12 protein-coding genes and 2 tRNA genes are annotated in these 18,463 nt (G+C 73.6%); 3 read left to right on the top strand and 11 right to left on the bottom strand.

The genetic code is table 11. From position 1 onward, the window contains the following. Positions 1-74 precede the first annotated feature (74 nt). From ACH4SL_RS19975 to ACH4SL_RS19965, 3 genes are all read right to left on the bottom strand, one after another. Positions 75-1,643 (bottom strand): MFS transporter, encoded by a 1,569-nt coding sequence (locus tag ACH4SL_RS19975; protein WP_398447233.1) that lies wholly within the window; start codon positions 1,641-1,643, stop codon positions 75-77. A 99-nt stretch (positions 1,644-1,742) separates the two neighbouring features. After that, the gene (locus tag ACH4SL_RS19970; RefSeq protein ID WP_398447805.1) at positions 1,743-5,207 is read right to left on the bottom strand and encodes an AfsR/SARP family transcriptional regulator; all 3,465 of its coding nucleotides are present in this window, start codon (positions 5,205-5,207) and stop codon (positions 1,743-1,745) included. Positions 5,208-5,253: 46 nt separating this feature from the next. Then, positions 5,254-5,784: a MarR family winged helix-turn-helix transcriptional regulator gene (locus tag ACH4SL_RS19965; protein WP_398447231.1), complete on the bottom strand. Its 531-nt coding sequence runs from the start codon at positions 5,782-5,784 to the stop codon at positions 5,254-5,256. Positions 5,785-5,869: 85 nt separating this feature from the next. Here ACH4SL_RS19965 and ACH4SL_RS19960 point away from each other — a divergent pair, with 85 nt between their 5' ends. Further along, the gene (locus ACH4SL_RS19960) at positions 5,870-6,514 is read left to right on the top strand and encodes an FMN-dependent NADH-azoreductase (RefSeq protein WP_398447229.1); all 645 of its coding nucleotides are present in this window, start codon (positions 5,870-5,872) and stop codon (positions 6,512-6,514) included. A gap of 168 nt (positions 6,515-6,682) precedes the next feature. Here ACH4SL_RS19960 and ACH4SL_RS19955 read toward each other — a convergent pair. After that, positions 6,683-6,755: transfer RNA gene (locus ACH4SL_RS19955), tRNA-Ala, on the bottom strand. Between the two features lie 100 nt (positions 6,756-6,855). On the opposite strand from ACH4SL_RS19955, the gene ACH4SL_RS19950 reads away from it, so the two are divergent. Together ACH4SL_RS19950 and ACH4SL_RS19945 are read left to right on the top strand one after the other, a co-directional pair. Beyond that, entirely contained in the window at positions 6,856-7,434 is a 579-nt protein-coding gene (locus ACH4SL_RS19950) for a DNA-binding protein (protein WP_398447227.1), read from the top strand. A gap of 30 nt (positions 7,435-7,464) precedes the next feature. Further along, a complete protein-coding gene (locus ACH4SL_RS19945; RefSeq protein ID WP_398447225.1) occupies positions 7,465-8,853 on the top strand; it encodes a serine/threonine-protein kinase in 1,389 nt (462 codons plus the stop codon). 28 nt (positions 8,854-8,881) lie between these two features. Here ACH4SL_RS19945 and ACH4SL_RS19940 read toward each other — a convergent pair whose 3' ends face one another. The 7 genes from ACH4SL_RS19940 to gyrB form a co-directional block, all read right to left on the bottom strand. Continuing rightward, the gene (locus ACH4SL_RS19940) at positions 8,882-10,219 is read right to left on the bottom strand and encodes a hypothetical protein (RefSeq protein WP_398447223.1); all 1,338 of its coding nucleotides are present in this window, start codon (positions 10,217-10,219) and stop codon (positions 8,882-8,884) included. Between the two features lie 236 nt (positions 10,220-10,455). Next, on the bottom strand, positions 10,456-12,390 hold the full coding sequence (locus ACH4SL_RS19935) for a VWA domain-containing protein (protein ID WP_398447221.1): 1,935 nt from the start codon (positions 12,388-12,390) through the stop codon (positions 10,456-10,458). Between the two features lie 183 nt (positions 12,391-12,573). Next, positions 12,574-12,714: a DLW-39 family protein gene (locus ACH4SL_RS19930; RefSeq protein ID WP_398447219.1), complete on the bottom strand. Its 141-nt coding sequence runs from the start codon at positions 12,712-12,714 to the stop codon at positions 12,574-12,576. Between the two features lie 175 nt (positions 12,715-12,889). Continuing rightward, a tRNA-Ile gene (locus tag ACH4SL_RS19925) sits at positions 12,890-12,963 on the bottom strand. A 60-nt stretch (positions 12,964-13,023) separates the two neighbouring features. Beyond that, a complete protein-coding gene (locus ACH4SL_RS19920) occupies positions 13,024-13,704 on the bottom strand; it encodes a DUF3566 domain-containing protein (RefSeq protein WP_398447217.1) in 681 nt (226 codons plus the stop codon). A gap of 3 nt (positions 13,705-13,707) precedes the next feature. Further along, positions 13,708-16,407 (bottom strand): DNA gyrase subunit A, encoded by a 2,700-nt coding sequence (gyrA, locus tag ACH4SL_RS19915; RefSeq protein ID WP_398447215.1) that lies wholly within the window; start codon positions 16,405-16,407, stop codon positions 13,708-13,710. Between the two features lie 43 nt (positions 16,408-16,450). Continuing rightward, positions 16,451-18,451 (bottom strand): DNA topoisomerase (ATP-hydrolyzing) subunit B, encoded by a 2,001-nt coding sequence (gene gyrB / locus ACH4SL_RS19910; RefSeq protein WP_398447803.1) that lies wholly within the window; start codon positions 18,449-18,451, stop codon positions 16,451-16,453. Positions 18,452-18,463: the final 12 nt, after the last annotated feature.

Below are 18,463 nucleotides of genomic sequence, written 5' to 3'. Positions count from 1 at the left end.
CCCTGGCCCCGCGCCCCCTGCCGAGGGGGCGCGGGGCCAGGGCTCCGCGGGGTCGTACGGGGTCGTACGGGGTGTCAGGCGGTCGCGGGCTCCGGGTCGAGCAGGACCGCGGGCACCTTGCGGAGGGTGATGAGCGCGACGACCGCGCCGGCGAGCATCAGGCCGCCGCCGATCAGGGTCGTGACGTGCAGGCTGTCGGTGAAGGCGCTCCGGGCCGCCTCGACGACCTGGTGCCCGAGCCCGCCGGCCAGCTCCTTGCCGGTCGCGACACCGCCGCTCACCGACTCGCGGGCCGCGCCGGTCTGGCCGGCCGTCAGCCCGGAGGGCAGGGTCAGGTCGCTGCGGTAGTAGGCGTTGAGCACCGACCCGAGGATGGCGATGCCGAGAGCGCCGCCCAGCTCCATGGCGGTCTCCGAGGTGGCCGCCGCGGCGCCGGTGCGGGTCGCCGGGGCGCTGGCGAGGATGGTGTCGGCCGTCACCGCGAAGGTGAGCATCAGGCCCGCGCCGTTGACGATCACCACGGGCAGCAGCTCCCAGTACGCGCTGTGCTCGGTGGCCAGGCCCAGGCCCGCCGTGCTGAGGCCCATCAGCACCAGCCCGGCGGCCACCGTACGGGCCCGGCCGATGAGCGGGATCAGCGCGGCGGCGGCGGGGGCGACCACCGCGGCGGCCAGCGGACCGGGCAGTACGGCGAGGCCCGCGGTCAGCGGCGACCAGCCGCGCACCTCCTGGAAGTACAGCGAGAAGCCGAGGGAGAGCACGGTCGAGGCGAACATCGTCACGACGTTGGCGCCGATCGCGCCGGAGAAGGCCGGGTTGCGGAAGAGGCGCAGGTCCAGCAGCGGTTCGGCGAGCCTGTTCTGGCGGCGCAGGAAGGTGAGCAGCAGCGCGGCGCCCAGGCCGCCGGCGATCCACACCGCGGGCTCGGCGACACCGTCGCGGGCCGCGGTCTTGATCGCGTAGATCACGCCGAACATGCCCGCCACCGACAGCGGCACGCTGATCCAGTCCAGCCGCCCGGGCTTCGGGTTGCGGCTCTCCGGCAGCACGACCGCGCCCAGGGCCAGCACCAGCGCCATCACCGGCACGTTGACCAGGAAGACCGAGCCCCACCAGAAGTGGTCCAGCAGCAGGCCGCCGACGACCGGGCCGAGCGCGAAGCTGGCCGCGGCCACCCCGCCGCTGATGCCGACCGCGGCGGTGCGCTCCTTGGGATCGGTGAAGACCGCCCGCACCAGGGAGAGCGTGGAGGGCATGATCGTGGCGCCGAAGAGGCCCAGCAGCGCGCGGGCGGCGATGAGCATCTCCGGGCTGCCGGCGTAGGCGGTGAGCGCGGAGGCGGCGCCGAAGCCGGTCACCCCGATCAGCAGCAGCTTCTTGCGGCCTATCCGGTCGCCGATGTTGCCCATCACGATGAGCAGGCCGCCGAGCACGAAGCCGTAGACGTCCACGATCCACAGCAGCTGGGTGGCGGACGGCGCGAGCTGCGCGCTGAGCGAGGGCACGGCGTAGTTGAGGACGCTGGTGTCGATACCGAGCAGCGCGGAGGCGACGCTGCAGATGGCCAGGACGGCCCAGCGCCGTCCGTCGCGGTCGGCGGCGCCCGTCGCGCCGGTGGTGTCCTGCGTCGATGTCTTCGTCATGCACGGCAGCCTGCGGGGCGCCGCTGACCGGCGGCTGACCGTCCGCGCACCGCTCACGCACCGCTCACGCACCGGACGCGGTGCGCGCTGTGCGCGGGGTCAGTCGCGGCAGACGTACGAGGTCAGCAGCTCGACGGCGGCGGTCCGGTCGGACGGCGTGTCCTGCGGGAGGTCCGTGCCGCCCAGCGCCGCCCGGACGTCCCGCAGGACGCCGGTGCTGTCCGGCCCGGTGCCGGAGCCGCCGCGCAGCGCCTCGGCGGCCGCGAGGAGCGTGGCGGCCTGCCGGGGTTCGCCGTCCAGCAGCGCGAGGGCGGCGGCGGCCTCGGCGGCGGTCGCGGCGGTCTCCGCGGCCATCCGCAGCACGTCGGGGTCGAAGGTCACCGCGTCCCGCAGCGGCGCCCGCGCACCGTCCGCGTCACCCGCGGCCACCGCGATCCGGGCGCGGGCCACCTGTATCCCGGTGCGGGTCGCGTTGCCGGAGAACCAGCCGGTGGGGCATTCGGCGAGGGCCTGCTCGGCCAGCGCCCGGGCACCCGGCAGATCACCGCGCAGCCGCGCGACATCCGCGAGGCCCTTGTGCGCGAGGGCCAGGCCCTCGGGGGCGCCGGCCCGCCGGGAGAGCACGACGGCCCGTTCGCAGTCGGCCTCGGCGCCCGCGAGGTCCCCCGCCCGCAGCCGGTAGGCGGCGCGGTTGGTGAGCAGCTCTGAGACGTCGAGGGCGCTGTCCAGCTCCTCGGCGAGCACCAGCGCCTCCTCGTGCAGCGCCACGGCCTTGTGCAGGTCCCCCGCGTGGTCGGCGACATCAGCGAGCAGATGCAGGCTGGTGATCATGCCCCAGCGGTCGCCCTGCTCCCGGAAGCCCGCGAGGGATTCCTCGCAGGCCTCGCGGGCGGCGACCGGATCCCGGTGGGTCAGCCACGCCTGGAAGCCGTTCCCGAGCCGCCCCAGCGCGTCGTACCAAGGGTCGTGGCGGGAGGCGAGCCTCGCCTCGGCCTTTGCCAGCTCCGCCGAGTCGGCTGTGGGCGCCCCGGCGAAGGGCGCCCACAGCAGCGTCAGGACGGGGAAGCGGCTGGCCACCCGGAAGAAGCCCTCGACGATCCGGGTCGACTCGGCCACGTGCGCGGTGTAGTCGGAAGGGTCGGTCAGCGCGCTGACGACGGCGAGCACGCACAGCACGTACTCCTCCTCCAGGCCCTCGGGCGCGTGCGGCCCGAGCGCGGCCAGCACCTGCCGGGCGGGGCCGACGCCTTCGTACCGGACCCCGCGCAGCAGCCAGTAGGAGGAGAGCGCGGCGATCAGCCGCATGGCGCCGGGGATGTCGCCGGCGTCGAGGGTGCGGTGCAGGGCGGCCTGGTGGTTGTCGCGCTCGTCGGAGAGCAGCCGCAGCCAGTCCAGCTGCTCGGAGCCGCGCAGACGGGAGTCGGCGGCGAGGGCGAAGCCGAGGAAGTACGCGGCGTGCGCGCGGTGGGTCCGCTCCGTCTCGCCCGCCTCGGCGAGCCGCTCGGCGCCGTAGGCGCGGATGGACTCCAGCATCCGGTAGCGGACGCCGCCGGGCCCGTCCGTGTGCTGGGCCACCACCAGCGACTTCTCGACGAGCGCGGCCATCAGGTCGAGCATGTCCTCGGGGTCGATGCCCTCCGCGGCGCCAGCGCTGTCCTCGGGGTCGGCGCCGTCCGCGCACACCGCCTCGGCGGCGGCCGGCGTCCACCCGCCCGCGAAGACCGAGGCGCGGCGCAGCACGGCCCGCTCGTCCTCCGGCAGCAGCTCCCAGCTCCAGTCGACGACCCCGCGCAGCGTGCGCTGCCGCGGCTGGGCGGTCCGGCTGCCGCGCGACAGCAGCCGGAAGAGGACGTCGGGCCGCGGCCCGATGCTGTACGAAGCCGTGTCCGCGGGCAGCGCGCCGAGCCGGGCCGCGATCTCGGTGACGGGCAGCGTGCGCAGCCGGGCGGCGGCCAGCTCGATGGCCAGCGGCAGCCCGTCCAGGGCGGTGCACAGCCGCAGCACGGTGTCGGCGGTGGCCGGGTCCGCGCTCAGGTCGAAGCCCGGGCTGACGGCGGCCGCGCGTTCGGCGAAGAGCCGCACCGCGGGGGAGGCGAGCACCTGGTCGCGGTCGCTGCCGGGCCGCGGCAGGGCGAGCGTGGGCACCGGGCACAGCGTCTCGGCCGTGATGCCGAGGGCCTCCCGGCTGGTGGCCAGGATCCGCAGATGGGGGGATGCGGCGAGCAGCCGCTCGGCGAGCGCGGCCGCCTCGGCGACCACGTGCTCGCAGTTGTCCAGCACCAGCAGCAGCGGCCGGTCGGCGAGGGCGGCGGCGATCCGGGCCACGAGGTCGGCGGCGCCCGTCCCGGGGGCGGCGCCCGCGGGGCCGGTGTGGCCCGCTGTCGGAAGCAGGCCTCCGTCGCGCAGGCCGAGGGCGCCGAGGACGGCCTGGGAGACCTCTGACCCGTCGGTCACGCCGGTCAGGTCCACGAAGCAGGCGTCGTGCGGATGGCGGCCGGCCGCCTGCACCGCGAGGCGGGTCTTGCCCGCGCCGCCCGGGCCGATGAGGGTCACCAGCCGCCGTCGGGCCAGCTGGTCGTCGAGCGCCGACAGCTCCTCGCCACGGCCGACGAAGCTGGTGAGCTGGGTCGGCAGATCGTGCTGGGCGGCGGGCGGGGAGGACGCGTCCGGTACGGACACGGGCGCGGGTGCGGTGACGTGCAGGGCTGCGGGCGGTGTCCGCACCGCCGGCCGGGCCGGCGTCATGGAGTGGGTGCCCGGCGGTGTTTCACGTGGAACATCCCGACTGGAGGCGTTTTCCGGTGTTTCACGTGGAACACCGTCCGCCGGGACGTCGAGCGGTTCACCGCGGAGGATCGCCAGGTGCACGGCGGCCAGTTCGGGTCCGGGGTCCGCCCCGAGGGATTCGGCCAGCTCACGGCGGGCGTCCTCGTACGCCTCCAGCGCCTCGCTCTGCCGCCCGCTGCCGTACAGCGCCCGCATCAGCTGGCCGCGCAGCCGTTCCCGCAGCGGGTGTGCCGCGACCGCCGCGCCCAACTCGGCGACCAGCGAGCGGTGTCGGCCCAGCGCGAGATCGGCCTCGGCCCGGTCCTCGACCGCGCCGGTGCGCAGCTCCTCCAGCCGGACGACCTGCGCGGCCGCGAAGGGCGCGTCACCGACGTCGGCGAGCGCCGGGCCGCGCCACAGCGCGAGGGCGTCCCGCAGCAGCTCGGCGGCCAGGGCGGGCCGGCCGGCGAGCAGCGCATCCCGGCCCTGCGCGCTGAGCTGCTGGAAGCGGTGCGCGTCCACCTGGTCGGGCGCGACGGCGAGCCGGTAGCCCGCGGGGTGGCCCTCGACCGGGACGGGCAGCACCTGCCGCAGCCGGGAGACCTGCGATTGCAGCGCGTTGGCCGCGCCGGACGGCGGCTCCTCCCCGTACAGCGCGTCGATCAGGCGCTCGGTGCCGACGAGCCGCCCGGCGTCGAGCAGCAGCACCGCGAGCAGCGCGCGCCGCCGCGGGCCGCCCAGCGCCAGTTCGGCGCCGTCCGCGCCCAGGGCCCGTGTCGTACCGAGGATGCCGAACATCACGCCCCGATTGTGTCGCACCGGCGGCACGGGGCACCGGGTGCGTTCAGCAGCCCGCCGCCGGGGCGCAGCCGCCGTCGTCCTCCGCCGGGGTGCAGCCGTCGCCCGCCGGCCCGTGCGCCGCGGCGTCGCAGGCGGGCAGCGATCCGGACGCGGCGAGCAGCAGCAGTTCGTAGAGAGTGTCCCGCTGTTCGGCGTCCAGCGCCCCCAGCACCTCGTCCTCGACCCCGGCGAGCGAGAACTCGGCCTTGACCAGCACCCGCTCCCCCTGTTCGGTCAGCCGCACGATGTGACGCCTGCGGTCCTCGGGGGAGCGCCGCCGCTCGACCAGCCCGTCGCTCTCCAGCTCGTTGAGCAGGCCGACCACCGTGGCGCGATCCATCATCAGCGTCGTCGCAAGGGCCTGCTGGGTGCTGCCGCCCTGGTCGCGCAGCACCGTGAGCGCCACCAGATGCCGCGGCCGCAGCCCGAGCGGCCCGAGCACGCCCTCCGCGTGCAGCCGCATGCGCCGTGCGACGTGGTCGAGCAGCGCGCCCGACCGCCGCGGCGGCTGGTTCAGCACGGGCAGGGAGGCCATTCACGAAGTCTATCCCGGCATGCGGGAATCGTGTCGTGCTATAAATCGTTGGCGTAAGGCAAATCAATGAGAGAGGACCAACGAAATGCCCCATCTGCTGCACATCGACTCCAGCGTCCAGGGCGAGAACTCCACCAGCCGGCGGCTGACCGCCCGCGCCGCGGCCGCGTGGCGTGCCGCGCACCCCGAGGGCACGGTCACCTACCGCGACCTGGGCAACCACCCGCTGCCGCACCTGACCCCCGCGACCGTGCACGCCGGGATGGTCCCGGAGGCCGACCGCACCCCCGAGCAGGCGGCGGCCTGGGCGCTGAGCCAGGAGGTCGTCGGCGAGGTCCTCGCGGCCGACGCCGTGGTGCTCGGCCTGCCCGTCTACAACTGGGGAGCGCCCAGCAGCGTCAAGTCCTGGGTCGACCACCTGATCGCCGTCGGCCTGTCCGTCCACCCCGAGACGCAGGAGGGCCTGCTCGGCGACCGCGACTTCATCGTCGTGGAGTCCCGCGGCGGCGGTTACGCCCCCGGCACCCCGCGCGAGGGCTGGGACCACGCCCAGCAGTGGCTTCCGCACGGCGTCTCGCTGACCGGCCTCGTCCCGCGCTTCATCACCGCCGAGCTGACGCTCTCCCGGGTCAACCCGGCGATGGCCGAGCTGGTCCCGCTGGCCGACAAGAGCCTCGCCGAGGCCGAGCAGGCCATCGACGCCCTCTGGCCGGCCGCCGTCGCCGCCTGAGCCCGTCCCACGACGTCCGCTGTTCCACGTGAAACGTCGTCAACCGGACTGCCTCGTCCGCCTGAGGGGCCCGCGCGCCCGCCCCGCGCGGGCCCCGGCGGACTCTGGGTGGACTCCAGGCATGCGAAAGCCCCTTCCGCGGTCCGCGAAAGGGGCGTTGAGCTGCGGTGGAGCCTAGGGGAGTCGAACCCCTGACATCTGCCATGCAAAGACAGCGCTCTACCAACTGAGCTAAGGCCCCGCAACGGAGTCAGCCTACCCGCTGTCGCGGCATCGGCCGAACGGCATTTCCGGGACCTAGGATGGTTTGCGGGATTCGCACGCGCAAACAGGGAGTGGCCATGGACGGCTCGGGCCGGACCGGCGGGGGCCAGGACACCGGTGCGCGGGCGCCGGCGGCCCGGGAGTTGCAGCGCGGGTGGTACGGGGAGCCGCTGGGGGAGCTGTTCCAGCGGCTCATCGCGGATCTGGGGCTCAACCAGGCGCGGCTCGCGGCGGTGCTGGGGCTGTCGGCGCCCATGCTGTCGCAGCTCAAGAGCGGGCAGCGGGCCAAGATCGGCAACCCGGCGGTGGTGCAGCGGCTGCAGGCGCTCCAGGAACTGGCCGCGCAGGTCGTGGAGGGGCGCACGGGCGCGCTGGAGGCGGCGGCCCGGATGGACGAGATCCGCGACGCGGCGGCCACCTCCGTCCTCAGCACGACGACGCACTCCGCGGTCCCGGCCGAGGCCCCGGTCGCCGCGCCCCGCGAGGTGGTGCGCGGCATCCAGGAGGTGCTGCGCTCGCTGGCCTCGGCCGCGGAGGTCGAGGAGGCGGCCCGCTCCCTCGCGCCGCTCCATCCGCACCTGGCAGAGTTCCTCCGTGTGTACGGCGCCGGGCGGACCAGCGAGGCCGTGGCCCACTACGAGGCGCACCGGGACTGACGGACGGCCACAGGGGGAGAGCAGGACGCCATGGGTGAGGTCTTCGCCGGTCGCTACGAGCTGGTGGACCCGGTCGGACGCGGCGGCACCGGCGCGGTCTGGCGGGCCTGGGACCAGCGGCGGCGCCGCTACGTGGCGGCGAAGGTGCTGCAGCAGCGGGACGCCCACGCCCTGCTGCGCTTCGTCCGCGAGCAGGCCATGCGCATCGACCACCCGCACGTCCTGGCACCGGCGAGCTGGGCGGCCGACGACGACAAGGTGCTCTTCACCATGGACCTGGTGCGCGGCGGCTCGCTGTCGCACCTGGTCGGCGACTACGGCCCGCTGCCGCCGCACTATGTGTGCGTGCTGCTCGACCAGTTGCTCGCCGGGCTGCACGCGGTCCACACCGAGGGCATCATCCACCGCGACATCAAGCCCGCGAACATCCTGCTGGAAGCGACCGGCACCGCCTCCCCGCACGTGCGGCTGTCGGACTTCGGCATCGCCATGCGGCAGGGCGAACCGCGGCTCACCGACGCCCACTTCGTGGTCGGCACCCCGGGGTATTTCGCGCCCGAGCAGCTCCAGGGGGCGGAACCGGCCGTCGCCGCCGACCTCTACGCGGTGGGCCTCGTCGCCCTCTACCTGTTGAGCGGGCTGCGCCCGGACGCCGAGGCCGTCAACGCCCGCTTCCTCGCCGACGGTGCGCCGCCGGCGCCCCGGGAGGTGCCGCGGCCGCTGTGGCAGGTGCTGGTGGCGCTGCTCCAGCCCGATCCGCAGGCCCGCTTCCGCACCGCCCTCGGGGCGCGCAAGGCGCTGGCCGGCGCCGTCGAGCTGCTGCCCGAGCCGCCGGCGGGGGAGGAGCCGGTCGAGATCTTCGACCAGGTGGGGCCGCTGCCCGAGGGTTTCGGCCCGGAGGGCCCGGTGCGGGCGGCGACCGGCGGCAGCACGTATGTCCTGGGGCCGGCCGCCGCGAAGGCCGGACCGGAGCCGGGGCCGGAGGTCGCGGAGGTGAGCCCCCAGGGTGCCGCGCAGGCGCTGGGTCACCCGCTCCCGGCCACCGCGGAGCCCTCCGTCACGCATCCGCCCACCCGGGCCGACGTCCCCGCACCGGCCGCCGTACCGCCCCCGCCGGGCCCGCCGCCCAGCCCCGCCGCCCAGCCCGCCGTACCGCCACCGCCCGGGCCGCTCCCTGCCCCCGCCCCCGTACCGGCTCCCGTGCCGGGCCCCGAGGCCTCCACCGGCACCCCGTCGCCGCCCGCCCAGCCGCAGCCCCTGCCGGCGCGCGCGGACACCGCGACCGCCGGGGCCCGGCGGGGCGCGCACCGGACGACCCCGCGGCGCAGACCGGGACCACCACGCTCGGTGGTGATCCCGGTCCTGGTCGTCGCCGTCCTCTGCTTCGCCGTCGGCATCGTGGCGCTGGCCACGGGCTGAGCCCGCGGCGGAGGCGTTCAGCCCGCCGTCACCACTGCTGCGGCGGCCCGTAGCCGGGCTGCGGTGGCAGTTGCTGCGTCACGGTGTCGTCGGCAGCCGGCCGCCGACGCGCCGCGAGCGTCCACACGCCCAGCGCCAGCACCAGCACTGTCCCGGCGCCGAGGGCGGCGAAGCCCACGAAGCGGCGCGCGGAGGTGCCACCGCCTCCGGCCGCCGAGGACCGCGCGGTGCCGTCCGCCGAGGACACGTCGTGCGCGCCGACCCCGATCCCGGCGCCCTTCGGGTCGCTCCTGTAGGCGGGGGTGGCCTGCGCGGTGCCCGAGACCTCGATCCGCAGCGTCACCGGCACGGCGCCCCGCACGAAGGTGGCAACCTTCGGGTGCACGGTGACGGCGAAGTAGTACCAGCCCGCGAAGCGCACCGCCGAGACCGCCGAGTCGTCGGCGGCACGGTTGGCGTACGAGACGGGCGCGAGCTGCTCGTGCAGCGAGGTCGGGCTGCCGTCGTAGGAGTGGTCGGCGTCGTCGACCAGCCCCCGCACCGGGTTGAAGGCGGCCAGCCGCACACCGCCGCTGGTGTAGCCGGAGTCGTCGGTGACCTGGGCGTTGGAGAAGTCGGCGAAGACGGTGGCCTGCTGGCCCCAGTCGACGGGGACCTTGTAGAAGCGGGTCTCGCCCGGCAGCACCTTGTCCTTCCAGATGCCGGTCTTGACGGCAGCCGCGGTCTCCGGGGAGGTGCCGCCCGCCGCCTGCCGCGGGGTTCCGCCGGTCAGCGGGGTGGGGGTCGCGCTGTCGGGGTCGACGTCGGGCGCGTGCCCCGCGGAGGTACCGGCCGTGAGCGGCGGCTCCAGGACGTATCGCAGCTCCAGCGGCCAGGGCGCCGGGTCGGAGGCGCCGTCGCTGCTGCGGTGCACGGACAGGGTGTACTGGTTGGCCCCCTGGCAGGAGTCGTCGCCCGCGACCGTGCGCGAGACCGCGGTGCCCACCGGGCGCGCCCCGTCGTCGGTCCCGAAGTGGACGCTCGCGGCGTCGCAGCGGTCGCCGTCCGCGCTGAGCAGGGTCAGTTCGATGCCGTCGTCGAAGGCGACCCGCCCGCCGGGTGCGGGGAGTGCGAAGGCCGAGGCGTAGGCGGAGGAGGTGGCGTCGAGCGCGATGCCGTAGAAGCGGGTCTCGCCGGGCCTGATCGTGTCGCGGTAGGTGGCGCCGGGCTCCATCGCGGGGGCGTCCGCCGTCGTGGCCGCACCGGCGAGCGTCGCGCCCTGCGGCTGCCAGGTGGCGGGCGCGCCGGGCGCGGCCGCGGGGGTGCCGTCGGCGTACGCGGGCCCGGCTCCCAGCGCCAGCAGCGCCCCGGCCGCGAGGACCCCCACCGCGCGCCGGACGCCTTTCCTGCGGGCACGGTCCGCGCCTCCCCCGGCATATATGCCGGGTTCTTCGTTTTCCGTGGCATATATACCGAGCCGTTCGGCCACCGCCGTACATATACCGCGCCGTCCGCCCCGCGCCCGTACCGCATGAGCGCCGGGCCGTCCCGTCGCCCCGGCCCGTACACCGCGCCCCGCGGCCGCTGCCGCCCGTATGCCGCCGCGCGGCACCCTGCGCCCTGTCATGCCCCACCCCTTGTCGTACGGCTCCGCAGACGGCGCACCAGGCCCGCCACTCCGAGTCCGGCGAGGGCCACGGCGCCGCCCGTGCCCGCCGCCACCAGGTCCATGCCCCGCAGGCCGCCCCCGCCGGAGGAGGCCGCGGCGGCGGCCTCGGGCGCGGCCGCGTCCTTGCCGTGGTCAGCGGCGTTCTTGCCGTCGTCCGCCGCGGCCTCGCCGTGCGCGGCCAGCGGCGGGGCCTGGTACTGCGGGCCCGACAGCTCGGTGCCGGTGACGTTCACCCGGAGCACGACACCGACCGCGGCGTTCCTGGCCAGTTGGGCGGCGTCCGGGCCGAGGCCGACCGCGATCCAGTAGTCGCCCGCGCTGTGCACGGGGGTCACGTCGCCGCCGTCCACCCACCGGTTGGTCCAGCTCACCGGCACGGTGCCGAGGCCGACCGAGGTCGGCCTGCCGTCGTAGGAGCGGGTCGCGTGGCTGTCGGAGGCGTCCGCCACCGGGAGCCGGCCCGGCGCGTACGCGGTGGTGGCGACGAAGGTCGAAGCCGCCGAACCCCCGGACGCGTCGCCGTCCACGACGGGCTCGTTGGCGAAGTCGGCGGCGTAGGTGAGCTGCTGCCCCCAACCGACGTGCACCTTGTAGTAGCGGGTCTGCCCGGGCAGCAGCCGGTCCCGCCACACACCCTTGGCCAGCGCGGTGGCGTCGTTGAAGCCCGTACCGCCGGTGACGTCCTTCGGGGCGCCGGTGAGCGCCGCGGGGGCCTGCCCGTAATCGCTGCGCGCGGCCGCGGCGACCGTGCCCGGCGGCAGCGGCGCCTCGTTGCCGAAGCGCAGCTCGACGGGCCAGCGCCCGCGGTCGGAGTCCGCGGCGGCCGTGCGGTGCACGGACAGCAGGTAGCGGCCCGCCTTGTCGCAGTCGTCGTGGTGCTGCTCGGTCGGGATCCTGCTGACGGCGCCGGTGAGCGTCATGGCGCCCTCGTCCTGGCCGAAGTGGGCGGTGTCGGAGTCGCAGGTGAAGGCGTAGGAGCCCGTTCCGGTGAGCTTGAGTTCGAGGCCGTCGCCGTAGTCGACCGGCACTCCCGGCTGCGGGGCGGCGGTCGCGGAGAGGTCCGCGGTGCTCGCCGCGTCGAGCGTGACGGCGTACCAGCGGGTCTCGCCGGGCCCGATGGTGTCCGTGTACTGCCCGGGGGCGAGGGCGGCCGCCTTCGCCGCGGTGGCCCCGCCGGTGACCGGGTCGCCGGCCATCCGGTAGCCGTCGGCGCTCAGCTGCGAGGCGCGGACGAGCTGGCGGGCGAGCGCGGCGGCGTCGGGGGCGTCGTAGTAGGAACCGTGCCCGGCCCTGGCGACGCACTCCAGCTCCTTCTTGGCGGCGCCCTCGACCTGGAAGCCGACGGTGTCGATCCGCAGCGAGAGACCGTCGCCCGCGAGCCCGGCGGCCACGTCGCAGGGCTTGGGCGCACCGCAGTTGGACTCGCCGTCCGAGATCAGCAGGATCGTGCGGGTCCCGTGCGCCGGCAGATCGGCCGCGGCCCTGGTGAGCGCGAGCGCGGTGGGCGTGTCCCCCTTGGGGCTGACGGCGGCCACCGCGCGCTTGACGGCGGCGCGGTCGAGCGCGGTCACGGGGTGGGCGAGCGTGGTGTCGTCGCAGCCGTGCGTCTTGCCGGCGCCGTAGACCCGCAGACCGGTCGGATAACCGTCGGGCAGGCCGTCCACGACGGAGCCGACGGCGGTACGGGCGGACTCGATCCGGGTGTGGCCCGAGCCGTCGGGCCCGGCCATGGACCCGGAGGAGTCCAGCACCATCACGAGGCTGCCGTCCGGGCCCGCGGCGGCGGGCGGGGCGGCCTCGGCGGCGGGGGCGGTGAGCAGGCCCACCGCCAGGCACAGCAGGGCGGTGGCCGGCAGCAGGAACCTGCCGGGCGGTGGTCGTCGTCTCATGGCGCCGCATCCCCCTCGTCAACCGCGGTCGCATCCGCTATTTGCTCTAGCAAACTAATATCTTTGCTGTCGCAAATGCATCAGCGGGCGGTCACGGTCCCGCAACAACGAAGGTCCCGGCCGCAGTCGCTGCGGCCGGGACCTGGGGCGGTGGTGCCTGCCTCTGGGCGGCCCACCGCGGCGTCACACGTTGGCGCCGGAACCCGCCGGGACCGAGTCAGTGGCTTCCGTCCACAGGTCCTGCTCGGCGCGGTCCGCCTGGATCTGTCGGTAGACGAACAGACCGGCGACGGCGGCCAGTGCAACCAGGAGAATCTTCTTCATCGCCCGACCTCCTCCTTCATGCATGGTGGAAACAGCTCCTGACGCGCCCGACTATACACAGCAGCCGATACCGAACGGTGACCTGCGCCCCCGAAGCGCCGCACCCCCGCGCGGACCTGCACACATACGCCGAAGGCCACCTGCTCGACCGAGCAGGTGGCCTTCGAAGCGTCGGTGGGGCTACCAGGACTTGAACCTGGGGCCTCTTCCTTATCAGGGAAGCGCTCTAACCGTCTGAGCTATAGCCCCGCGCTGCAACGAAAGATTAGCGCACGCCTGGCCATGTCCCAAAATCGGTATCGCCCGGCGCTACTCGTCCTCGGCGAGCGTCAGCTCCACACCGCCCACGAATCCCGCGGACAGGTTGTAGATGAAGGAGCCCAGCGTGGCCAGCGCGGTGGCCAGCACCACGTCGATGACCGCGATCACCGTGGTGAAGAGCATCACGCGGGAGAGCGACAGGAAGGACACCAGGTCGAAGCCGCCCTTGCCGCCCTGCTCGGACGTGGTGGCGTCGGAGATGGTCGAGCCGACCGTGCTGAAGACGCCGATCGCGTCGAGCACCATCCACAGCACCGCCACGGCGACGATCGTGCAGACGCCCAGCGCGATGGACAGCAGGAAGCTGACCTTCATCACCGACCACGGATCGGCCTTGGCGATCCGCAGCCGCGCCTTGCGGGTGCGCGGCACCGTACGCGCCGCGGGGCGCGGGCGGCGCACCCCGGCGGAGGCCGCCGAGCCGCGCCCCCCGGAGCGGCCCTGCGTACCCCGCCCGCCGTGGCCGCCGCCCGTGCCGGGCGCGTTGCCCGGCGGGGCCGGCGGCGCACCCGGCGGCGGAGGCGCATAGGCCTGCGGCGGCTGGTGCGGCTGGGCCGGCTGCTGACGCGTGCCCGTCACTGAGTATCCCCCCTGGTCAGGGCCGCCAGCCGAGCCACGGGCACCTCCGGTCGTCCCGGCCCCGCCTGCGGCGCCCGTGGCTCCACTCACGGCTTACTCCTCCGGCTCACCGGCCGCGGGCGCTGCGCCCTCGGCCGTAACGTCCTGTCCGGCGTCCTGCCCGGTGCCGGCCACGACATGTTCGATTCCGTGTCCGGACCCATCCTCGCCCATAACGGCGGGTCCGGCCGCATCCGGATCATCCTCTGCTTCGGCGTTACGCGCGATACCGACCACCGCGTCGCGCTTTCCGAGGTTGATGAGCTGGACGCCCATGGTGTCACGGCCGGTTTCCCGGACCTCGTCGACCCGGGTCCGGATGACCCCGCCGCTCAGCGTGATCGCCAGGATCTGGTCACCGGCCTCGACCACCAGCGCGCCGACCAGCGAACCCCGGTCCTCCACGATCTTGGCGGCCTTGATGCCCAGGCCGCCGCGGCCCTGGACCCGGTATTCGTCGACCGAGGTGCGCTTGGCGTAGCCGCCGTCGGTGGCGGTGAAGACGTACGTCCCGGCCCGCACCACGTTCATGGACAGCAGCTCGTCGCCCTCGCGGAAGCTCATGCCCTTGACCCCGGACGTCGCCCGGCCCATCGGCCGCAGCGCGTCGTCCGACGCGGTGAACCGGATGCACTGCGCCTTCCGGCTGACCAGCAGCAGATCGTCCTCCGCCGAGACCAGCTCGGCGCCGATCAGCTCGTCGGGGGTGCCGCCGTCGGCGCCCTCCGCCCCGTCGGCGGCCTCGCGCAGGTTGATGGCGATGACACCGCCCGCGCGCGGCGAGTCGTAGTCCTTGAGCGCGGTCTTCTTCACCAGGCCGGACTTGGTGGCGAGCACCAGGTACGGCGCCGCCTCGTAGTCCTTGATCGCCAGGATCTGCGCGATGCGCTCGTCGGGCTGGAAGGCCAGCAGGTTGGCGACGTGCTGGCCGCGCGCGTCCCGCCCGGCGTCCGGCAGCTCGTAGGCCTTGGCGCGGTAGACCCGGCCCTTGTTGGTGAAGAACAGCAGCCACTGGTGGGTGGTGGTGACGAAGAAGTGGTCGACGATGTCGTCCTGCTTGAGCTTCGTGCCGCGCACACCCTTGCCGCCGCGCTTCTGCGAGCGGTAGTCCTCGGTCTTGGTGCGCTTGACGTAGCCGCCGCGGGTGATCGTGACGACGATGTCCTCCTCGGCGATCAGGTCCTCGATGGACATGTCACCGTCGAAGGGCACGAGCTTGCTGCGCCGGTCGTCGCCGTACTTGTCGACGATGGCCTGCAGCTCCTCGCTGATGATCTGCCGCTGCTTCTGCGGCGAGGCGAGGATCGCGTTGTATTCGTTGATCTTCGCCTGGAGCTCGTCGTGCTCGGCGATGATCTTCTGCCGCTCCAGCGCGGCCAGCCGCCGCAGCTGCATCTCCAGGATCGCGTTGGCCTGGATGTCGTCGATGTCGAGCAGGCCCATCAGGCCCTCGCGCGCGACCTCGACCGTGTCGCTGCGCCGGATGAGCGCGATGACCTCGTCGATCGCGTCCAGCGCCTTGAGCAGACCGCGCAGGATGTGGGCGCGCTCCTCGGCCTTGCGCAGCCGGAAGCGGGTGCGCCGGACGATGACCTCGACCTGGTGGGTGACCCAGTGCCGGATGAAGGCGTCCAGCGACAGGGTGCGCGGCACCCCGTCGACCAGGGCCAGCATGTTGGCGCCGAAGTTGGTCTGCAGGTCGGTGTGCTTGTAGAGGTTGTTCAGCACGACCTTGGCGACCGCGTCCCGCTTCAGGACGATGACCAGCCGCTGGCCGGTGCGCGACGACGTCTCGTCGCGGACGTCGGCGATGCCGCCGATCCGGCCGTCCTTGACGAGGTCGGCGATCTTCTGCGCCAGGTTGTCCGGGTTGACCTGGTACGGCAGCTCGGTGACGACCAGGCACTGCCGGTTCTGGATCTCCTCGACCTCGACGACCGCCCGCATGGTGATCGAGCCGCGGCCGGTGCGGTAGGCGTCCTCGATGCCCTTGCGGCCGACGACCAGCGCGCCGGTCGGGAAGTCGGGGCCCTTGATGCGCTCCATGAGCGCGTCCAGCAGCTCCTCCGGGCTCGCCTCCGGGTGGGCCAGGCACCACTGGGCGCCGTCCGCGACCTCGCGCAGGTTGTGCGGCGGGATGTTGGTGGCCATGCCGACCGCGATGCCCGCCGAGCCGTTGATCAGCAGGTTCGGGAAGCGGGACGGCAGGACCGTCGGCTCCTGGTTGCGGCCGTCGTAGTTGTCCTGGAGGTCGACGGTCTCCTCGTCGATGTCCCGGACCATCTCCATGGACAGCGGCATCATGCGGCACTCGGTGTACCGCATGGCGGCGGCCGGGTCGTTGCCGGGCGAGCCGAAGTTGCCGTTGGAGTCGACCAGCGGCATCCGCATCGACCACGGCTGCGCGAGGCGCACCAGCGCGTCGTAGATCGAGGAGTCGCCGTGCGGGTGGTAGGTGCCCATGACGTCGCCGACGACGCGGGCGCACTTGTAGAAGCCCTTCTCCGGCCGGTAGCCGCCGTCGTACATCGCGTACAGCACCCGGCGGTGCACCGGCTTGAGGCCGTCCCGTACGTCCGGCAGCGCACGCGAGACGATGACGGACATCGCGTAGTCGAGGTAGCTGCGCTGCATCTCGGTCTCGAGCCCGACGGGCTCGACGCGCAGGCCGCCGGCCTCGTTGCGCAGCTCCCGCTCGGAGTCGGGGACGTCGGGCACGGGGGGGATGCTCGGGGGGGTCTGGTCGTCGGCCATCGCTGTCAGATAGTCCTTTCACACGGCCAATGAGGGGGCCGACTCAGATGTCCAGGAACCGGACGTCCTTGGCGTTGCGCTGGATGAAGGAGCGGCGGGCCTCCACGTCCTCGCCCATCAGGACCGAGAACAGGTCGTCGGCCTGCGCCGCGTCGTCCAGCGTGACCTGGCCGAGCACACGGTGGTCGATGTCCATCGTGGTGACGCGCAGCTCCTCCGCGTTCATCTCGCCCAGGCCCTTGAACCGCTGGATCGAGTCCTCGCGGACGCGCTTGCCGTTCTGCTTGCCCAGCACCACCAGCGCGTCGCGCTCGCGGTCGGAGTAGGCGTACTCGAAGTCGTCCCGGCCCCACTTGATCTTGTACAGCGGCGGGCGGGACAGGTAGACGTGTCCGGCCTCCACCAGCGGGCGCATGAAGCGGAAGAGGAAGGTCAGCAGCAGGGTGTTGATGTGCTGGCCGTCGACGTCGGCGTCCGCCATCAGGATGATCTTGTGATACCGCAGCTTGGCGATGTCGAAGTCCTCGTGCACGCCGGTGCCGAAGGCGGAGATCAGCGCCTGGATCTCCTGGTTCTGCAGGATCTTGTCGATCCTGGCCTTCTCGACGTTGAGGATCTTGCCGCGGATCGGCAGGATCGCCTGGTACTGCGGGTTGCGGCCGGACTTCGCGGAGCCGCCGGCCGAGTCGCCCTCGACGATGAAGATCTCGCACTTCGTCGGGTCGTTGGACTGGCAGTCGCTCAGCTTGCCGGGCAGCGACGCGGACTCCAGCAGGCCCTTGCGGCGGGTCAGGTCGCGCGCCTTGCGGGCCGCCACCCGGGCCGTCGCCGCCTGGATCGCCTTGCGGACGATGTCCGCGGCCTCCACCGGGTTGCGGTCCAGCCAGTCGTTGAGGTGCTCGTGGACGACCTTCTGCACGAAGGTCTTCGCCTCGGTGTTGCCGAGCTTGGTCTTCGTCTGGCCCTCGAACTGCGGCTCACCGAGCTTGACCGAGATGATCGCGGTCAGACCCTCGCGGATGTCCTCGCCGTTGAGGTTGTCGTCCTTCTCGCGGAGCAGCTTCTTCTCCCGCGCGTACTTGTTGACCAGGCTGGTCAGCGCCGCGCGGAAGCCCTCCTCGTGGGTGCCGCCCTCATGCGTGTGGATGGTGTTGGCGAAGCTGTAGACGCCCTCGCTGTACTGGCTGTTCCACTGCATCGCCACCTCGACGGACAGCAGCCGCTCCTTGTCCTCCGCCTCGATGTCGATGACGGTGGGGTGGATCAGCTCGCCCTTGCGCGAGTTGAGGTACGTCACGTAGTCGACGAGGCCGCCCTCGTAGAAGTACGTGACGCTGAGCGGTTTGCCCTCCTCGTCGACGTGGTCGGCGCGCTCGTCGGTCAGCGAGATGCGCAGGCCCTTGTTGAGGAAGGCCATCTCCTGGAAGCGGCGCGACAGCGTCTCGAAGGAGTAGTCGGTGGTCTCGAAGATGTCCGGGTCGGCCCAGAAGGTCACCGACGTGCCGGTCTCCTCGACGGCCTCGTTGCGTGCCAGCGGCGCCGTCGGCACCCCGAGCTTGTAGTCCTGCGTCCAGCGGTAGCCGTCCGTGCGCACCTCGACCGCGACGCGCGTCGACAGCGCGTTGACCACGGAGACGCCGACGCCGTGCAGACCGCCGGAGACCGCGTAGCCGCCGCCGCCGAACTTGCCGCCCGCGTGCAGCACGGTGAGCACGACCTCGACGGCCGGCTTGCCCTCGGAGGCGACCATGCCGACCGGGATACCGCGCCCGTTGTCCACCACGCGCACCCCGCCGTCGGCGAGGACCGTGACGTCGATGGTGTCCGCGTGCCCGGCCATCGCCTCGTCGACCGAGTTGTCCACCACCTCCTGCACGAGGTGATGCAGGCCGCGCTCACCGGTCGACCCGATGTACATGCCCGGACGCTTGCGCACCGCGTCCAGGCCTTCGAGCACGGTGATCGCGCTGGCGTCGTAGGACTTGCTGGAATTCTCGTTGGGGTTGCCGGAATCGGCCACGAAGCGCCCTTTCTGGCACAGCACGAGCCGGGTCCC

Source organism: Streptomyces sp. NPDC021020 (assembly GCF_044333285.1).
GTDB lineage: Bacteria > Actinomycetota > Actinomycetes > Streptomycetales > Streptomycetaceae > Actinacidiphila.
Note: the sequence above shows the minus strand (reverse complement) of the source record. Positions and strands in the feature narration are given on the sequence as shown.

Excerpts from the sequence above, each read along its gene's own strand:
- ACH4SL_RS19930 (WP_398447219.1), bottom strand. The coding sequence starts at position 12,714 with ATGAAGAAGATTCTCCTGGTTGCACTGGCCGCCGTCGCCGGTCTGTTC.
- ACH4SL_RS19935 (WP_398447221.1), bottom strand. The coding sequence starts at position 12,390 with ATGAGACGACGACCACCGCCCGGCAGGTTCCTGCTGCCGGCCACCGCC.
- ACH4SL_RS19960 (WP_398447229.1), top strand. The coding sequence starts at position 5,870 with ATGCCCCATCTGCTGCACATCGACTCCAGCGTCCAGGGCGAGAACTCC.
- ACH4SL_RS19970 (WP_398447805.1), bottom strand. The coding sequence starts at position 5,207 with ATGTTCGGCATCCTCGGTACGACACGGGCCCTGGGCGCGGACGGCGCC.
- ACH4SL_RS19945 (WP_398447225.1), top strand. The coding sequence starts at position 7,465 with ATGGGTGAGGTCTTCGCCGGTCGCTACGAGCTGGTGGACCCGGTCGGA.
- ACH4SL_RS19975 (WP_398447233.1), bottom strand. The coding sequence starts at position 1,643 with ATGACGAAGACATCGACGCAGGACACCACCGGCGCGACGGGCGCCGCC.
- ACH4SL_RS19965 (WP_398447231.1), bottom strand. The coding sequence starts at position 5,784 with ATGGCCTCCCTGCCCGTGCTGAACCAGCCGCCGCGGCGGTCGGGCGCG.
- gyrA (WP_398447215.1), bottom strand. The coding sequence starts at position 16,407 with ATGGCCGACGACCAGACCCCCCCGAGCATCCCCCCCGTGCCCGACGTC.
- ACH4SL_RS19950 (WP_398447227.1), top strand. The coding sequence starts at position 6,856 with ATGGACGGCTCGGGCCGGACCGGCGGGGGCCAGGACACCGGTGCGCGG.